16 protein-coding genes are annotated in these 16,730 nt (G+C 55.0%); 5 read left to right on the forward strand and 11 right to left on the reverse strand.

The window, feature by feature from the left end:
* Positions 1-12 precede the first annotated feature (12 nt).
* A complete protein-coding gene (pdeR, locus tag IAE50_RS10505; protein WP_200580223.1) occupies positions 13-2,004 on the forward strand; it encodes a cyclic di-GMP phosphodiesterase in 1,992 nt (663 codons plus the stop codon).
* Here pdeR and IAE50_RS10510 read toward each other — a convergent pair.
* Positions 2,001-2,870, reverse strand: a complete 870-nt coding sequence (locus IAE50_RS10510) for a crotonase/enoyl-CoA hydratase family protein (protein WP_200580224.1) — start codon at positions 2,868-2,870, stop codon at positions 2,001-2,003. The two genes, pdeR and IAE50_RS10510, sit on opposite strands and share 4 nt — an antisense overlap.
* A gap of 190 nt (positions 2,871-3,060) precedes the next feature.
* Here IAE50_RS10510 and IAE50_RS10515 point away from each other — a divergent pair, with 190 nt between their 5' ends.
* The 3 genes from IAE50_RS10515 to osmB all read left to right on the forward strand — a co-directional run bounded on the left by IAE50_RS10515 (position 3,061) and on the right by osmB (position 4,564).
* The gene (locus IAE50_RS10515; protein ID WP_042715404.1) at positions 3,061-3,243 is read left to right on the forward strand and encodes a hypothetical protein; all 183 of its coding nucleotides are present in this window, start codon (positions 3,061-3,063) and stop codon (positions 3,241-3,243) included.
* 88 nt (positions 3,244-3,331) lie between these two features.
* Entirely contained in the window at positions 3,332-4,090 is a 759-nt protein-coding gene (locus IAE50_RS10520) for a DNA-binding transcriptional regulator YciT (RefSeq protein ID WP_200133608.1), read from the forward strand.
* 255 nt (positions 4,091-4,345) lie between these two features.
* Positions 4,346-4,564: an osmotically-inducible lipoprotein OsmB gene (gene osmB, locus IAE50_RS10525; RefSeq protein ID WP_034812242.1), complete on the forward strand. Its 219-nt coding sequence runs from the start codon at positions 4,346-4,348 to the stop codon at positions 4,562-4,564.
* Positions 4,565-4,671: 107 nt separating this feature from the next.
* On the opposite strand, the gene yciH is transcribed toward osmB, so the two are convergent.
* The 5 genes from yciH to pgpB all read right to left on the reverse strand — a co-directional run bounded on the left by yciH (position 4,672) and on the right by pgpB (position 8,313).
* Positions 4,672-4,998, reverse strand: coding sequence for a stress response translation initiation inhibitor YciH (yciH, locus tag IAE50_RS10530; protein ID WP_200133609.1), 327 nt, complete (start codon positions 4,996-4,998; stop codon positions 4,672-4,674).
* Positions 4,995-5,735, reverse strand: coding sequence for an orotidine-5'-phosphate decarboxylase (gene pyrF / locus IAE50_RS10535; protein WP_200133610.1), 741 nt, complete (start codon positions 5,733-5,735; stop codon positions 4,995-4,997). Before pyrF ends, yciH begins: the two co-directional genes overlap by 4 nt.
* Positions 5,736-5,923: 188 nt before the next feature.
* Positions 5,924-7,093, reverse strand: coding sequence for a lipopolysaccharide assembly protein LapB (gene lapB, locus IAE50_RS10540; RefSeq protein WP_094419792.1), 1,170 nt, complete (start codon positions 7,091-7,093; stop codon positions 5,924-5,926).
* Positions 7,094-7,099: 6 nt separating this feature from the next.
* Entirely contained in the window at positions 7,100-7,408 is a 309-nt protein-coding gene (locus tag IAE50_RS10545) for a LapA family protein (protein WP_200133611.1), read from the reverse strand.
* A gap of 140 nt (positions 7,409-7,548) precedes the next feature.
* Complete coding sequence (gene pgpB / locus IAE50_RS10550) at positions 7,549-8,313, reverse strand: phosphatidylglycerophosphatase B (RefSeq protein ID WP_054803443.1); 765 nt, start codon at positions 8,311-8,313, stop codon at positions 7,549-7,551.
* Between the two features lie 194 nt (positions 8,314-8,507).
* On the opposite strand from pgpB, the gene ribA reads away from it, so the two are divergent.
* Positions 8,508-9,095 (forward strand): GTP cyclohydrolase II, encoded by a 588-nt coding sequence (gene ribA / locus IAE50_RS10555; protein WP_023478838.1) that lies wholly within the window; start codon positions 8,508-8,510, stop codon positions 9,093-9,095.
* Between the two features lie 32 nt (positions 9,096-9,127).
* Here the strand turns inward: ribA and acnA are convergent, their stop codons facing one another.
* From acnA to topA, 5 genes are all read right to left on the reverse strand, one after another.
* The gene (acnA, locus tag IAE50_RS10560; protein ID WP_200580225.1) at positions 9,128-11,803 is read right to left on the reverse strand and encodes an aconitate hydratase AcnA; all 2,676 of its coding nucleotides are present in this window, start codon (positions 11,801-11,803) and stop codon (positions 9,128-9,130) included.
* A 183-nt stretch (positions 11,804-11,986) separates the two neighbouring features.
* Positions 11,987-12,085, reverse strand: a complete 99-nt coding sequence (gene ymiC, locus IAE50_RS25990) for a small membrane protein YmiC (protein ID WP_225975715.1) — start codon at positions 12,083-12,085, stop codon at positions 11,987-11,989.
* Positions 12,086-12,394: 309 nt separating this feature from the next.
* Complete coding sequence (locus tag IAE50_RS10565) at positions 12,395-12,556, reverse strand: YmiA family putative membrane protein (protein ID WP_076769923.1); 162 nt, start codon at positions 12,554-12,556, stop codon at positions 12,395-12,397.
* Positions 12,557-12,871: 315 nt separating this feature from the next.
* On the reverse strand, positions 12,872-13,846 hold the full coding sequence (gene cysB / locus IAE50_RS10570; RefSeq protein WP_023478728.1) for an HTH-type transcriptional regulator CysB: 975 nt from the start codon (positions 13,844-13,846) through the stop codon (positions 12,872-12,874).
* A gap of 179 nt (positions 13,847-14,025) precedes the next feature.
* Positions 14,026-16,623, reverse strand: a complete 2,598-nt coding sequence (topA, locus tag IAE50_RS10575) for a type I DNA topoisomerase (RefSeq protein ID WP_200580226.1) — start codon at positions 16,621-16,623, stop codon at positions 14,026-14,028.
* Positions 16,624-16,730: the final 107 nt, after the last annotated feature.

Here is a 16,730-nt window from a genome sequence, read left to right on the forward strand (position 1 = left end):
TTGGGAGAACGCATGAGAGAGACGCAGGAACAGAGCGTGCTGTTTCGCTATCTGGGTTCACACAGTCCTTACTGGCGGCTTACGGCTGACAGCAACGCCCTGCATTTCGCCCCTGAAGAGCATGCCGATACGACGCAGGTGGTGGCGCTGACCGATGAGCAGGCGGCGCAGATCCGCGCGATGACGGTGATCACCTCCAGCCTGACCATGCCCCTCACCCTGTTTGGCGAAGAGGTGACGGTTCACCTTGTCGGGCGCAAAATTACCCGTAGCGCCTGGGCGGGTAGCGCATCGGCATGGGACGATACCCAGGCTGTCGCTCGCGATCTGGTGCAGGGGCTCTCCTTTGCTGAGCAGGTGGTGTCGGAAGCCAATTCAGTGATTGTGATCCTCGACCGGCTGGGCAACATTCAGCGTTTTAACCGCCTCAGCGAAGAGTACACCGGCCTGAAAGAGCACGAAGTGATTGGGCAAAACGTCTTTAAGCTGTTTATGAGCCGCAGTGAAGCGGCGGCCTCAAAGCGCAACATCACCCAGTTTTTCCGCGATGGATCTTCTTATGAAGTGGAGCGCTGGGTAAAGACGCGCAAAGGCCAGCGGCTGTTTATCTTCCGCAATAAATTTGTGCACAGCGGCAGCGGCAAAAACGAGGTTTACCTTATCTGCTCCGGCACCGACATTACCGAGGAGCGCCACGCCCAGGAGCGGCTGCGGGTGCTGGCGAATACCGATACCGTTACCGGTTTACCCAATCGCAACGCTATCCAGGATCGCATCAGCGATGCGATTGCCGCACGCGGCGACACTCAGGTCGGCGTGGTCTATCTCGACCTCGATAACTTTAAAAAAGTGAACGATGCCTACGGGCATATGTTTGGCGACCAGCTGTTGCAAGCCGTTGCGCTGGCCATATTAGGCTGTCTTGATGAGGGCCAGGTGCTGGCGCGTCTTGGCGGCGATGAGTTTATCGTGCTGGCGACGAATACCTCGCAAATGGCGCTGGAAGCGATGGCCTCGCGCATTTTGTGCCGGTTGCGCGCGCCGTTCCGCATCGGGCTGATTGAGATCTACTCCGGCTGCTCGATTGGTATCGCCCTCGCCCCTGAACATGGCAACGATCGCGAAAACCTGATCCGCAATGCCGATACCGCGATGTATACCGCTAAAGAGAACGGTCGCGGCAAGTTTTGCGTGTTTTGCGCCGAGATGAACCAGCGGGTGTTTGAGTACCTTTGGCTCGACACCAATCTGCGCAAAGCGCTGGATAAAGAGCAACTGGTGATTCACTACCAGCCGAAAGTGAACCGCGACGGCGAAGTGCGCAGCCTCGAAGCGCTGGTGCGCTGGCAGTCGCCCGAGCGCGGGCTGATCCCACCGATCGATTTTATCTCCTACGCCGAAGAGTCCGGCCTGATTGTGCCGCTCGGTCGCTGGGTGATGCTGGATGTGGTACGGCAAGTGGCGAAATGGCGCGACCAGGGGATTAATCTGCGCGTGGCGGTGAATGTTTCTGCCCGACAGCTGGCCGATCAGACCATCTTTAGCGATCTGAAACGGGCGCTCAGCGAGCTTCATTTTGCTGACTGTCCGATTGATGTTGAATTGACCGAAAGCTGCATAATCGAAAACGAAGAGCTGGCGCTCTCGGTGATCCAGCAGTTCAGCGCGTTGGGATCGCAGGTGCATCTGGATGATTTTGGTACCGGTTACTCCTCACTGTCACAACTGGCGCGCTTTCCGCTTAACGCCATCAAACTCGACCAGAGTTTCGTGCGCGATATTCATCAACAGCCGATTTCGCAATCGCTGGTGCGCGCCATTGTCGCAGTGGCGGCGGCGCTTAATCTGCAGGTGATTGCCGAAGGGGTGGAGAGTGCACAGGAGGATGCGTTTTTGACCGACAACGGCGTCCATGAGCGGCAGGGGTTTCTGTTCGCCAGACCGATGCCCGCTGCCGCGTTTGAACGTTGGTTTACACGCTACCAGCCACGCAAGGCGCGTTAACCGGCTTTACTGAGCGCAACCGCCGTATGGCGGTTTTGCAACAGCACCAGGCGCTCCATATAGGCGATATCTTTCGCTTGCAGGCAGAAGGCGGCATCTACCCAATCTTCCGTGATATCCATTAACTCACTGCGTGGCAGTTGCAGCACGCGCTGACGCGCTCTGAGCATGGCACGCACGCCATTCAGACGCGATTGTAGCGTATCGATAAAGGTACGCACGGCCATAAAGCCTTGCCCCTCTTCAAACGCGATATCGACCAGCCCTTTTGGCGCATACCACTCCGCCGAATGGGACTCCCCTTTGTAAATAAGCTCTTCAGCCAGTTTCATCCCCGCACGGCGGGCGACCAAAGAGTAGGCTCCCATGCCAGGAAAGAGGTTAAAGGCGATCTCCGGGAAGCCGAGACGCGCATCGCGTTGCGCCAGCACAAAATGGTGCGCCAGCGCGGCTTCAAACCCACCGCCGAGCGCGCTGCCTTCGATCATCGCCAGCGAAATTGCGCCGGTGTCAAAACCGCGTGAAGCGGCATGCACACAGTCAACGCAAGCGCGGGCATAAGCGCGCAACGCTTCTCGCCGCCCGTTTTTGATGCACTCGACAAAAAAGTGCAGATCGCCGCCGGTGTTGAACATACCGGGAACCAGCGATCCGGTGACCCAGAAGTCGACGGCAAATCCGCTCTGCCTGACCAGCCAGGAGAGGTTCATGATCTCCTCAATCAGTTGGTGGTTGAAGCAGGGACGCGGCCTGGCGCGCAGCATCATCCACACGGTGCGCCGCTCCTCTTCGTAAAAACCTGAGAGTTGCGTGAAACGTTGTTCATCGGTAAAGAGTTTGCAGGTCGGTTGATTACTTATCGTCATTGCGTATTCCTCCAGATAGTGCGCGTTGCGCGCCTGAAAAGACTACGTCACGCGCTGAACCGACCACGGGCGGAGAGATGAATATATACTTCATGCAGAGAAGCCGTTGAGATGCGCTTTTTTCCCTTCTCTTTTTGTACGCTTTTCTGCATCATTGAATTTATTCGTTTTTCGATATGAAGGTGAAGGTATGGCAGAGATCGATGTAAAACAGCTGGCCGCCCGGATCGATACCGTGCTTGATATTCTGGTGGCCGGAGATTATCAGTCCGCTATCCGTAATCTGGAAATTCTGAAGACGGAGTTGCGGGATCTCGATAACAGCGACCAGCCCCCCCACTCAGGCACGCAGAAAACGCCCTGGGAAATTTAAGTAATCTCTTTTCGCCATGACGCGGCAGCCGGGAATGCCACCGCAGTCGTGGCGATTTACATTCGCGCGAAAGATAAAAAGTGTGGCTATGAATTCCCGACAACAACTTATTTTGCAAACGGTCATCGACAAAGGTCAGATGAGCGTCGCCGATCTTGCTCGTATGACCGGCGTTTCTGAAGTGACGATTCGCCAGGATCTGAATACGCTGGAAAAGCAGAGCTATTTACGTCGCACCCACGGGTTTGCCGTGCCGCTCGACAGCGAAGACGTCGAAACGCGCATGCTGACTAACTATGCCGTTAAGCGCGAGCTGGCTGACTTTGCCGCCTCGCTGGTCAGCGCCGGTGAAACGGTGTTTATTGAGAACGGCAGCAGCAACGCCCTCCTCGCCCGCAAGCTTGGCGAGCAGCGGGACATCACCATCATTACGGTCAGCAGCTATATCGCGCATCTGCTGAAATCGGCGCAGTGCGAAGTGATTTTACTCGGAGGCATTTACCAGAAAAAGAGCGAAAGCATGGTGGGGCCGCTGACGCGCCAGTACATTTCCCAGGTCCATTTCAGTAAAGCCTTTATCGGCATTGACGGCTGGCAGCCGGAAACGGGCTTTACCGGGCGCGACATGATGCGTACCGATGTAGTGAACGCGGTGCTGGAAAAAGGCAGCGAGGCGATTGTGCTGACGGACAGCTCAAAATTCGGCGTCGTACACCCCTACACGCTTGGCCCGGTTGACCGCTTTCAGCGGGTGATCACAGATGACGCCATTTCCGCCGAGGCACAGCGCCAGCTTCAAGCGGCGGGGTTAATTATCGATATTGTCCAAACTCCATCCAACGCCTGATCCCTTTGCCCGTGAAAACGGGCTATCTCTCTCTTTTCTGAGACGATTCTGAGTATTTTATTAAGAGTTTTTACCTGGTTTGTTGCGTGCCGCTGCGTAAAATTATTATCAGCGATATAACAGGGAGTAATTATCACTCAGGTGATTGCATTACCCCTGCGCAGCAAGGTTTCACGGAAGATATTTGAGATTATTTCTAAGACTATACTTAGAGAGCCTCTGGTTCCGTGAATCGATTATTCAGGAGAAAGTATGATGATGTTAACAAGTAAAAAAATGGCCGCGGCAGTACTGGCAGTTACCCTGGCAATGTCTCTGAGTGCTTGTGGTCACTGGGATAAACGTTCTCGTAACACCGCGATTGGCGCGGGTGCGGGTGCGCTTGGTGGTGCTGTATTAACAGACGGCAGCACGCTCGGCACGCTGGGCGGCGCGGCAGTCGGCGGTATTATTGGCCATCAGGTCGGTAAATAATTAGTCGGTACTACGGCAAATAAATATCAAGAAATCTACTTTCTTTCAGGTCTGATTTAAAAAATAGGTAAATAAAAGGCCGCGTTATTCACGCGGCCTTTCTTTTTTTAGCCACCGGCAAGTTTTACTTTCATGCCTTTTGCTTCCAGCAGTGATTTAAGCAGATCGCGTTTATCACCCTGAATCTCAATAACGCCCTCTTTCACCGCCCCGCCACAACCGCATTTTTTCTTCAGCTCGGCCGCCAGTTTGGTGAGCGCCTCGTCATCAAGATCGATGCCGGTGATTAAACAGACGCCTTTGCCTTTACGTCCGCTGGTCTGGCGCTGGATGCGCACAATGCCATCGCCTTTTGGGCGCTCTACGGCTGCTTTCTCTTCATCAATACGCCCGGTTTCGGTGGAGTAGACCAGACGGCTGTTGTTATCGCTCATGCTCTCCCCTTGCCTAACGAGGCGTTGATTGCTTTCAGGGTTTGCGCCGGATCGGCAGATTGCGTAACCGGGCGGCCAATCACCATGTAATCGACGCCTGCCTGCAGCGCCTGCTCGGGCGTCATAATCCGGCGCTGATCGCCTGCGTCGCTACCCTGCGGGCGAATCCCCGGCGTGACCAGTTTAAATGACTGACCAAGCTCGCTTTTGAAACGCACCGCTTCCTGCGCCGAGCAGACGACGCCATCAAGCCCGCACTGCTGAGTGAGACGCGCCAGGCGTTCGGCATGCTCCGCAGGGGTGGCGTTAATGCCGATATCCTGCAAATCGCTCGCTTCCATGCTGGTTAACACGGTAACCGCAATCAGCAGCGGTGCATCTGCGCCAAATGGCAGCAGCGCCTCTTTGGCTGCGGTCATCATGCGCGCGCCGCCCGAGGCGTGGACGTTGACCATCCAGACGCCAAGATCGGCCGCCGCTTTTACCGCATGCGCTGTGGTATTAGGGATGTCGTGAAATTTCAGGTCGAGGAAGATATCGAACCCGCGCTGCTGTAACTCACGCACGAATTGTGGCCCGAAGAGCGTGAACATCTCTTTGCCCACTTTCAGCCGGCAATCGCGCGGATCGATGCGGTCTACAAAAGCCAGGGCGCTGTCGCGGTTGGCGTAATCGAGGGCGACAACGACCGGAGAGTCGGTAACCGCGCGGGAAGTCGATAAAGCAGTGGACGTCATGATCAGACCTTCTGAAATGAGGGCACCCGCTCAGGCGCAAAATGGATAAACGGGCAGCATTCTACCTGCGCCGCGAGCGAAATGACAGTTCCCCTTACCTGCAAAGCGCTGACTGCACAGGAGTTGATGAAACCGTCTGAAAAAAACTCTTAAGTATGTTGTAACTAATAAAGATGTTTTTAAAAAAATTACTGTCCGTCGAGACCGCGAATTGGTTTAACCGTCGACCAGGCGCGGCAGGATGGGCAGTGCCAGTACATGGTATAAGCCGTAAAACCGCATTTATGGCAGCGATAGCGCGGCTTGCTGCGTACCTGCTCGCCGACCATCTCGCGCAGCACCATCAGGCTCTCTTTCGCGCGCCCCTCTTCCGCTTCATTGAGGTGGTAGTCCATCAGTTTATGGAACACACGCATAGTCGGATGACGCTGTAGCTGGCGCGTGACGTATCCCTGCGCGGCATCTGCCCCCTCACGACGCTCAACGATCTCTGCCAGCATCAGCTCGGCAGCGGCACCGGTATTCTCTTCGACGCAACGCTGCAGGAAAGCGGCCCACTCGTCGGTTTTACCCAACTGCAGATAGCAGGTTTGCAGCATCTCCAGCGTTTCGCTGACCAGGTCTTTATCCTGATCGATGACCTTCAGCAGGCTATCTACCGCTTTCGCGTAATCGCCGCTGGCCATAAAGACGCGCCCCATCATAATGGAGACACGCGCGCTGTCGCGATCGGCTGCTGCGCCCTTCTTCAGCAGCGCCATGGCGCGATCCATGTCCTCATTACCCATCTGCTGCAGCGCGAGCTCGCAGTAGAAGTGGGCGATTTCACCGCGCTGCTTATCTTTACCAAGCTTCACAAGGCGTTCAGCGACGTCGATCGCTTTCTGCCATTCGCTGGTCGCCTGGTAGATCTGCAGCAGCTGTTGCAGCGCGCTGACGCGAAAATCGGTCTCATCCACCAGTTGGTTAAACATATCTTCGGCGCGATCGTACATACCGGCCGCCATATAATCGCGGCCAAGCTGCTGCACCGCTAACAGGCGCTGATCGTAAGAGAGGGAGGCGCTCTCCATCAGGGTTTGATGGATGCGGATAGCGCGGTCAACTTCGCCGCGCGAACGGAACAGATTCCCGAGAGTAAGGTGCGCCTCAACCGTGCCGGTATCCTCTTTCAGCATATCGAGAAAGAGGTCTACCGCTTTATCCTGCTGATTGCTCAGTAAAAGGTTAACCCCGGCAACGTATTCACGCGACAGCCGGTTAGCCTCATCCTGTTTAGTTTGTTGAGCATTTCTGCGCCCCATGTACCAGCCATAGGCCGCTGCGACAGGCAACAACAGAAACAGCAACTCCAGCATAGAATATTATTCCTTCACCGCCGGCGTGCCGGACGTAACCGGAACATCCGCGGCGGGAGTAAGCTGCTGTTCGAGGCGTTTGATTTTACGTTCTGCACGGGCGAGAGAAACACGCACGCGTAACCAGAAGAGACCGCAAATCAGCCAGCCGATAGCGAAGCCGGTAGCAAACAGCACGGCCAGCAGCGTAGAGATGCGATATTCACCCTGTGCAAGGAGATAATTAAACGTGACTTGCTGATCGTTTTGCGCACCAAGCGTAATCGACACGACAAAAATCGCTAACACCAGTAGAAAAATGAGTAAATATTTCACATTACATCCCGTTATGTGGTTCGTGCGATGAATTTATGTGCAACTGACTGCCACAAGCCTTATAAACTACCATTTTAGCGCCCGCCGCGAAATGGGGATGCATAATGTTAATTTCTGATTTGCGGCCAAAATGATGGAAATCAAGTCTCGCTGTCACGCTCGACGATCTCCGGCACCTCTTCCGCTGGCGGCGTGAGCGGCCCGCAGATGCGCTGCGCCAGCCATGTCGCCAGCGTCACCAGAATCCAGGAGATAAGCGTCGCGACCGCTAAATCGCGCGGCCAGTGCATGCCGAGCAACAGACGGCTGCCCATCACGCTCGTCGCCCAGGCGAGCAGAATCACGATAGTCCATGTCCTTCTGCGCGGCCACAGCAGCCCGACGCCAAGCAATGCCCAGCTTGCCGCGAACATGGTATGCCCGGACGGGAAAGCAAACCCGGTCTCTTTTTGCCAGTGGTGGCGTAAAAACCCGGGAATATCATGCTGGCTGGCGAGCTGCTCTTTTACCAGCGCGCCGCGCTCTTTGCGCTTCAGGCTGTAGAAGTGATCGGTTGGGACAGCGTGCTCTTTTTCCAGCCATAAGACGAAGGGACGTGGCTCCTGCACCTGCCCTTTGACGAAGGATTTCACCCCCTGCCCGGCAACAATCGCACAGCCGAGGATCACAAAGAGCATCAATGCGGCTTTCAGGCGAAAACGTAAGCACCACAGGAACCAGGCACAAAGTACAACGTGGGTGATAATGCCCCAGGGCTGCGTCACCGTTTCGGTCATCCAGAAGAGCACACGCAGCCACCAGTGGTTTTGCCCGGGCTCCCAGTGCCAGCCGGAGATCCAGACCGCCAGCGGCATAATTAATAAAATCGCCGCACCGGCGGTTGTTCGCTTAGCAATAGACAGCATCTCATCTCCTTGTGCGTAAGTGACACAATCATAACCGAAAAATGACAGTTTCGCTGAAACGGCGCATTTGTGCGTTTATGCGGTATTCACCGCGCAGATGTAGGCGTCGTCAGGCAGCTTGTGGCAAAATGGCGCGACTCAGAAAACTTACAGGTTAACGGTGCGCGCGGCGCCCAAATAATCCGGAGATTCACATGCAACTTAAACGTGTGGCAGAAGCCAAACTGCCAACCCCATGGGGCGACTTCCTGATGGTGGGTTTTGAAGAACTGGCAACCGGACAGGATCATGTGGCCCTGGTCTATGGTGATATTTCCGGGCAGTTGCCCGTTCTCGCACGTGTGCACTCCGAGTGTTTAACCGGCGATGCGTTATTCAGCCTGCGCTGCGACTGCGGCTTCCAGCTTGAAGCGGCGCTCAATCACATTGCCGAAGAGGGTCGCGGTGTCCTGCTCTATCATCGCCAGGAGGGCCGTAACATCGGCTTGCTGAATAAGATCCGCGCCTATGCGCTGCAGGATCAGGGCTATGACACCGTCGAAGCCAACCATCAGCTTGGCTTTGCTGCCGACGAGCGTGACTTCACCCTCTGCGCCGATATGTTCAAACTGCTGGCGGTAGATGAAGTGCGTCTGCTGACCAATAACCCGAAGAAAGTGGAGATTCTGACCGAAGCCGGGATCAATATCGTCGAGCGCGTACCGCTGATTGTAGGGCGCAATCCGGAGAACGAGCACTATCTCGATACGAAAGCGGAAAAGATGGGACATCTGCTGAAGTGATAAAAAAGGCCTGCACAAGCAGGCCTTTTTGTTTAATTGAGCATATTACGGATCACATAGTGCAGGATGCCGTCGTTACGGTAGTAGGTAAGCTCTGTCGAGGTATCAATACGGCAGCGGCATGGAATCACCTCTTGCGTGCCATCAGCGCGCGTTAAGGTCACCGGCAGTTCGCCACCCGGTTTGATATTTTGCAGATCGGCAATATCTAGCCGCTCCTCCCCGGTCAGGCCCAGCGTCTTACGCGTGACGCCCTGCGGGAACTCCAGCGGCAGGATCCCCATGCCAATCAGGTTCGAGCGGTGAATACGTTCGAAGGATTCGGCAATCACCACGCGAATGCCAAGCAGACGCGGACCTTTCGCAGCCCAGTCACGGCTTGAGCCGGAGCCATACTCTTTCCCGGCGATCACCGCCAGCGGCGTGCCCTCTTGCTGATAACGCATCGCCGCATCATAGATGGAGATCACTTCACTGCCCGGCAGATGGCGCGTCATTCCGCCCTCAACGCCCGGGACCATCTCATTGCGAATGCGGATATTGGCAAAGGTGCCGCGCATCATCACTTCATGGTTACCGCGACGTGAACCGTAGGAGTTAAAATCGCCCCGCTCCACGCCATGGCTTTGCAGGTAGCGCCCCGCCGGGCTGTCCGCTTTAATACTGCCCGCCGGTGAGATATGGTCGGTAGTCACAGAATCGCCCAGCATCGCGAGGATGCGTGCACCGTGGATATCCTCAACCGGTTTCGGCTCTGCCAGCATCTCGTCAAAGAAGGGCGACAGACGGATATAGGTGGAGTCATCCTGCCAGCTGTAGGTATCGGAGCGTTCAACCTCGATCGATTTCCACTCGTCGGTGCCTTCAAACACCTCTGCATACTCTTTGCGGAACATATCGGTTGATACCTGCGCAACCGCGCGCGCAATCTCGGCGCTCGATGGCCAGATATCTTTCAGGTAGACCGGATCGCCTTTGCGATCGACCCCGAGCGGATCGGTGGCAAGGTTGATATTCATATTTCCGGCCAGCGCATAGGCGACAACCAGCGGCGGCGAAGCCAGCCAGTTGGTTTTCACCAGCGGGTGAATACGGCCTTCAAAGTTACGGTTACCCGACAGCACCGCGCCAACGGTCAAATCGCCTTCGCGAATTGCCTGCTCGATAGGTTCCGGCAGCGGGCCGGAGTTACCGATACAGGTTGTGCAGCCGTAGCCGACAAGGTTAAAGCCCAATTCATCGAGGTATGGCGTCAAACGCGCCTGCGCGAGATAGTCGGAGACCACTTTCGATCCCGGTGCCAGCGAGGCTTTCACCCACGGCTGGCGTTTCAGCCCGAGTGTGACCGCGTTCTTCGCCAGCAGGCCCGCAGCCATCAATACGCTCGGGTTAGACGTGTTGGTACAGGAGGTGATCGCTGCAATAACTACCGCACCATCCGGCAGCTCATACTGATGGCCTTTGTGAACATAGCCGACCGGTTTGCGATCTTTCTGCGCGGTGTTGAGTTCCAGCTCGGTGCTGGCAGCAAAGGCTTTCGGCACTTCATTAAGGGTTACACGATCCTGCGGACGCTTCGGTCCGGCGATGCTCGCCTCAACCTCGCCCATATCGAGCGCCAGCGTGCTGGTGAAAACCGGCTCATCGCCCGGATTACGCCACATTCCCTGCGCTTTCGCATAGGCTTCGACCAGTGCGACCTGCTCTTCGCTACGCCCGCTCAACTGCATGTAGCCGAGCGTGACGCTGTCAATCGGGAAGAAGCCGCAGGTTGCGCCATATTCGGGTGCCATATTGGCGATGGTTGCGCGGTCGGCCAGCGGCAGCGAGTCCAGCCCGTCGCCGTAAAATTCGACAAACTTCCCGACCACGCCATGTTTACGCAGCATCTGCGTCACGGTTAGCACGAGATCCGTCGCGGTAATGCCCTCACCCAACTTGCCGGTGAGTTTAAAACCAACCACATCGGGAATCAGCATTGATACAGGTTGACCGAGCATGGCGGCTTCGGCCTCAATCCCGCCCACGCCCCAGCCCAGCACGCCGAGCCCATTGATCATGGTGGTGTGCGAGTCGGTACCTACCAGCGTGTCCGGATAGGCGATCCACTCTTTATCCTGCAACTCGCTCCAGACCGCTTTGCCCAGATACTCCAGGTTGACCTGGTGGCAAATACCGGTGCCCGGTGGCACAACGCTGAAGCGGCTAAAGGCTTGCTGGCCCCAGCGTAAGAAGGCATAACGCTCGTGGTTGCGCTCCATCTCCAGACGGACGTTCTCTTCAAACGCGTCGTCATCACCGAAGTGGTCCACGGTGACGGAGTGGTCAATCACCAGATCGACCGGTGAGAGCGGGTTCACTTTGGCGGTATCGCCGCCGAGGCGTTTAACCGCTTCGCGCATGGCGGCAAGGTCAACAACGGCCGGGACGCCGGTAAAATCCTGCATCAACACCCTGGCCGGACGATAGGCGATCTCCCGGTCGGCATGGGCATTTTTCAGCCAGCCGGCCAGCGCCTGGATATCCTCTTCGGTGACGGATTCACCATCCTGCCAGCGCAGCAGGTTCTCAAGTAACACTTTCAGGGACTTGGGTAAGCGCGAAATATCCCCAAGTTGTTTCGCAGCCAGCGGCAAGCTGTAGTAGTGGTACGTTTTGTTCTCTGCCTGCAACGTGTCCTTACTGGCTTCGCGTAGGGTCGACGACATGTGCTCCTCCTTTATTACAGGGATAGCTTTACCCTGATGCTTATCAGGGTCTGTATTAAAGATAACACAAACATATCGTAACGTTTTGATAACACCCTAAATTGCTACAAAAGGGAAAATCTTACGGGCGGGGATAAGGTGCGGATAATAAAAAACCCCGCCGATGCGAGGTTTTTCAATTCGTTACTGCAGGGCCAGCCAGACCAGCTCACCCCAGATGAGGGCGGAAACCGAGAACGCTGTCAGCCATGACCAATATTTCATACCAAGGTTATTAATCATAAAAATTTACCTCGTGAATCTATTCATCGAAACTGAGTTTTTACTCAATTCATTTATGCTGCGTATTAATTAAAGAGTACAAAAGAGCACGTCAATGAATAGCGGGTTAATTCCCCACATTGATCTTGCTGGTATATTTATTGTTTTTTAATGTCGTCTTCAGCAAAGGCGTCAATAAACGCTTTCTGCTGCGGCGTCAGCTTCCAGGAGGCCGGGAGAACGGTCACCGCTTTGTTTTTTGCTTTTGGTGGCGTGTCACGAAGCTGACACACTCGCTTAACGGGTTCGCATCGACCTGCTATCGCCATTTTACCCCCAAAATTTCCAGACCAGTAACGCAACCACTGCCCAGAACAAGGCAGAGCCAAGAAATACCGCTAGCCAGGCTTTACGCTTCAGCTCAGGGTCCCTTTGCGGCTCTTCACTTCCTGTTGGCATTGCTAACCTCGTACAATCGACATCGCTTATCATTCTGTGCACCAACAATCGGTATTAGTAATCATGGGATGAGACAAATCCTAAAAGAACTTTAGCGGAAAATCCAGTGAATTTACTCACCATTTCCAAAGAAATATTAAATCTTTTGACAACAAAGAAATAATTGAAGTAATGAATTTGCAGAGTTGCTATTTAGTTTCTATGTTTGTCGCAAAATAGAGACGGTGCGGATTTGAAATGTGACGTCAATCACTCTGCGAAAGGATTTTATCAGAGTTGATGATAATTCTAATTTAGGTTTAGACGGCATTATGGGTATCTTTTCGGGCGATAAGATACCCGTCGGTATTATTTCTGCGGCAGCTTAATATCTTTAAACATCGCTTCGATATCGTCGTTAGAACGCAACGCCACGGCGGCATCGACCACATCGCGCGTTAAATGCGGCGCAAAGCGCTGAATAAAATCATACATATAGCTGCGCAGGAAGGTGCTGCGGCGAAAACCTATCTTGGTCGTGCTGTGGCTGAAAACACCATCAGCATCAAGTTTCACCAGATCCGGGTCTGATACGGGATCGACCGCCATGCTGGCAATCACCCCTACCCCTAAACCGAGGCGGACATAGGTTTTAATCACATCGGCGTCTGTCGCGGTAAAGACAATGCGCGGCGTTAACCCTGCGCGGTTGAAGGCGGTATCCAGCTCCGAGCGGCCGGTGAAACCAAATGTATAGGTCACCAGCGGATACTGCGCCAGCTCCTCAATCGATACGGACTGCTTCGCCGCCAGCGGATGATCCGGCGTCACCACAATCGAGCGGTTCCAGTGATAGCAAGGCAGCATCACCAGGTCGTCATAGAGATGCAGTGCTTCGGTGGCAATGGCAAAGTCAGCATTGCCTTTAGAGACCGCTTCAGCGATTTGTGTCGGCGATCCCTGATGCATATGCAACGAGACGCGCGGATAGCGCTCAATAAAGCCTTTAATCACATTTGGCAGCGCGTAGCGCGCCTGGGTATGGGTGGTCGCGACGTAGAGCGAGCCCTTATCCGGCCAGGTGTGTTCCCCTGCCACCGATTTAATGGCCTCCACTTTGGACAACACTTCCCGTGCGATGCGGATAATCTCCTGCCCGGCTGGCGTCACCTGCGTAAGATGCTTTCCGCTACGGGCGAAGATTTGAATACCGAGTTCATCCTCAAGCATCCGCACCTGTTTGCTGATGCCAGGCTGCGAGGTATAGAGGCCTTCGGCCGTAGAGGAGACGTTGAGGTTGTGGTTGACCACCTCAACAATATAGCGAAGCTGCTGTAGTTTCATGACAGACCATCCGAATGAGGCAAGCGGTGAGCGCTTAAGACGATTTGATAATAAAAAAGAGAAAAACTATAACCACTATATCATTTATAGCTTCTGTGTATAGCGAGGAACTAAGAATAATAACAGATAATAAAAAGGGCCGGATTATCCGGCCCTTCTCGATAGGTGCTTGATAGCGATTACTTTTTCGCTTCAGTCCATTCGTTGTCGATATAGAAAGCGGACCAGCCGGTGGCTTTACCCTCTTTCTCAGAGGCGACGTACTGCTGCTTGGTTTTACGGCTAAAACGCACGATGGTTTTATTCCCGTTCGGATCTTCCTGCGGCGCATCGGCGAGATAGCGCAGCTTCTCCGGCAGGCGATCGCGGAAGCGATAGAGCTCTTCCACCAGCGGCGCACGGGTCTCGCGCGATTTCGGGAAGGTGTTAGCCGCGAGGAAGACACCTGCCGCACCGTCACGCAGCACGAAATAGGCGTCTGATTTCTCGCACGGCAGCTCAGGCAGCGGCACCGGATCTTCTTTCGGCGGCGCGACTTCACCATTGCGCAGGATCTTACGCGTATTTTTGCAATCGTCGTTGGTACAGGCCATGTATTTGCCGAAACGTCCCATCTTCAGGTGCATTTCAGAACCACACTTTTCACACTCAACGATCGGACCATCATAGCCTTTGATGCGGAACTCGCCCTCTTCAATCTCGTAGCCGTCGCAGGTCGGGTTATTACCGCAGACATGCAGCTTGCGCTTCGGATCGATCAGGTAGCTGTCCATCGCCGTGCCGCACTTCTGGCAGCGACGTTTGGCACGCAGCGCGTTGGTTTCGGCGTCGTCGCCTTCCAGCACGTTGAGCACTTCATTTTCCGGGATCAGGTTGATAGTGGTTTTGCAGCGCTCTTTCGGCGGCAGTGCATAACCCGAACAGCCCAGGAAGACGCCGGTGCTGGCGGTACGAATACCCATCTTGCGCCCGCAGGTCGGGCAGTCGATGCTGGTCAGCACCATCTGGTTCGGGCGCATGCCGCCCTCTTCCGGATCCTGCTCAGCCTGCTCCAGCTGACGCGAAAAATCGCCAAAGAAGCGGTCCAGCACACTGCGCCATTCAGCTTCGTGGTTGGCGACGCGGTCGAGGCTATCTTCCATCTGCGCGGTGAAATCGTAGTTCATCAACTCGCGGAAGTTCTCTTCCAGGCGATCGGTGACGATTTCACCCATTTTTTCCGCGTAGAAGCGGCGGTTTTCAACGCGTACATAGCCGCGATCCTGAATGGTCGAGATGATCGACGCATAGGTAGATGGACGGCCGATACCGCGTTTTTCCAGCTCTTTCACCAGTGACGCTTCGCTGAAGCGCGCAGGCGGTTTAGTAAAGTGCTGGGCAGGTGTCAGTTCAACCAGCGTCAGCTCATCACCTTTATTGACCGCCGGCAGGGTGCGATCTTCATCGCCCTTACGCAGCGCAGGCATCACTTTCGTCCAGCCGTCGAAACGCAGGATACGTCCGCGCGCTTTCAGGCGGAAATCGCCCGCGCCGACGGTGAGCGTGGTGGAGTCATATTTCGCCGGTGTCATCTGACAGGCAACGAACTGGCGCCAGATTAGCTGATAGAGCTTCTGCGCGTCCGCTTCCATATCTTTTAACGATTCAGCCAACACACTCACATCGGAAGGACGAATCGCTTCGTGCGCTTCCTGCGAGTTCTCTTTGCTGGTGTACTGGTTGGCGTTTTCTGGCAGGTATTTTTTACCAAAATTATCGCCGATATAGCTGCGCACCATGCTGACCGCGTCCTGGCTCAGGTTGGTGGAGTCGGTACGCATATAGGTGATGTAACCCGCTTCATACAAGCGCTGGGCCATCATCATGGTTTTCTTCACGCCGTAGCCAAGACGCGTGCTGGCGGCCTGCTGCAGCGTAGAGGTGATAAACGGCGCGCCAGGCTTGCTGCTGGTCGGCTTATCTTCGCGATCGATAACGGTATAGCGCGCTTTTTCCAGCAGGCTGACCGCCGCCATCGTCTGCTCACGGTTAACCGGACGGAAGGCTTTATCGCCTTCGTGGGTCACCTGCAGCGGCAGAGTATCGCCGCCTGGCGTTGTCGTTGCGGCGTCAATTTCCCAGAACTCTTCCGGGACAAACGCTTTGATCTCGCGTTCGCGCTCTACCACCAGGCGGACGGCAACGGACTGCACACGACCGGCGGACAAACCACGCGCGATCTTTTTCCACAGCAGCGGCGAGACCATATAACCCACTACGCGGTCCATAAAGCGGCGCGCCTGTTGGGCATTCACACGGTCGATATTCAGTTCGCCAGGCGTTTCAAAGGCCTGACGAATCGCATTCTTGGTAATTTCGTTAAACACGACACGGCTGTAGCGTGTCTCATCGCCACCGATCACTTCCCGCAGGTGCCATGCAATGGCTTCCCCTTCGCGGTCAAGGTCGGTTGCGAGATAGATGTGGTCAGCTTTTTCAGCGAGGGATTTCAGCTCGGAAACCACCTTCTCTTTACCGGGCAGCACTTCATAATGCGCGTCCCAGTTGTGCCACGGGTCAATGCCCATGCGGTTTACAAGCGCGCCCCGCTCATCCTTTTTAGGCTTTTTAGCCGGCTTGGTGGCGGTGGAGTCGGCGCTCTTTTTAGGTGCTGAGCCGCTGGTCGGCAAATCACGGATATGCCCTACGCTGGATTTCACCACGTAGTCATTGCCGAGATATTTATTGATCGTTTTGGCTTTTGCCGGGGACTCAACGATAACGAGAGCTTTACCCATATTCACCTTTACCTATTGTATTCTTCCGGAAATGCGTCGCATGTTGCGTCACATCCACTGATAAACAGTCACTATTGCGGCGGCGCCAAGGGATATCAACCCTTTGA

It is taken from the genome of Kosakonia sp. S42, from assembly GCF_016624785.1.
GTDB lineage: Bacteria > Pseudomonadota > Gammaproteobacteria > Enterobacterales > Enterobacteriaceae > Kosakonia > Kosakonia cowanii.

Excerpts from the sequence above, each read along its gene's own strand:
- acnA (WP_200580225.1), bottom strand. The coding sequence starts at position 11,803 with ATGTCGTCGACCCTACGCGAAGCCAGTAAGGACACGTTGCAGGCAGAG.
- osmB (WP_034812242.1), top strand. The coding sequence starts at position 4,346 with ATGATGTTAACAAGTAAAAAAATGGCCGCGGCAGTACTGGCAGTTACC.
- ymiC (WP_225975715.1), bottom strand. The coding sequence starts at position 12,085 with ATGATTAATAACCTTGGTATGAAATATTGGTCATGGCTGACAGCGTTC.
- IAE50_RS10515 (WP_042715404.1), top strand. The coding sequence starts at position 3,061 with ATGGCAGAGATCGATGTAAAACAGCTGGCCGCCCGGATCGATACCGTG.
- IAE50_RS10520 (WP_200133608.1), top strand. The coding sequence starts at position 3,332 with ATGAATTCCCGACAACAACTTATTTTGCAAACGGTCATCGACAAAGGT.
- lapB (WP_094419792.1), bottom strand. The coding sequence starts at position 7,093 with ATGCTGGAGTTGCTGTTTCTGTTGTTGCCTGTCGCAGCGGCCTATGGC.
- topA (WP_200580226.1), bottom strand. The coding sequence starts at position 16,623 with ATGGGTAAAGCTCTCGTTATCGTTGAGTCCCCGGCAAAAGCCAAAACG.
- yciH (WP_200133609.1), bottom strand. The coding sequence starts at position 4,998 with ATGAGCGATAACAACAGCCGTCTGGTCTACTCCACCGAAACCGGGCGT.
- pdeR (WP_200580223.1), top strand. The coding sequence starts at position 13 with ATGAGAGAGACGCAGGAACAGAGCGTGCTGTTTCGCTATCTGGGTTCA.
- cysB (WP_023478728.1), bottom strand. The coding sequence starts at position 13,846 with ATGAAACTACAGCAGCTTCGCTATATTGTTGAGGTGGTCAACCACAAC.
- pyrF (WP_200133610.1), bottom strand. The coding sequence starts at position 5,735 with ATGACGTCCACTGCTTTATCGACTTCCCGCGCGGTTACCGACTCTCCG.
- ribA (WP_023478838.1), top strand. The coding sequence starts at position 8,508 with ATGCAACTTAAACGTGTGGCAGAAGCCAAACTGCCAACCCCATGGGGC.
- IAE50_RS10565 (WP_076769923.1), bottom strand. The coding sequence starts at position 12,556 with ATGATAAGCGATGTCGATTGTACGAGGTTAGCAATGCCAACAGGAAGT.
- pgpB (WP_054803443.1), bottom strand. The coding sequence starts at position 8,313 with ATGCTGTCTATTGCTAAGCGAACAACCGCCGGTGCGGCGATTTTATTA.
- IAE50_RS10510 (WP_200580224.1), bottom strand. The coding sequence starts at position 2,870 with ATGACGATAAGTAATCAACCGACCTGCAAACTCTTTACCGATGAACAA.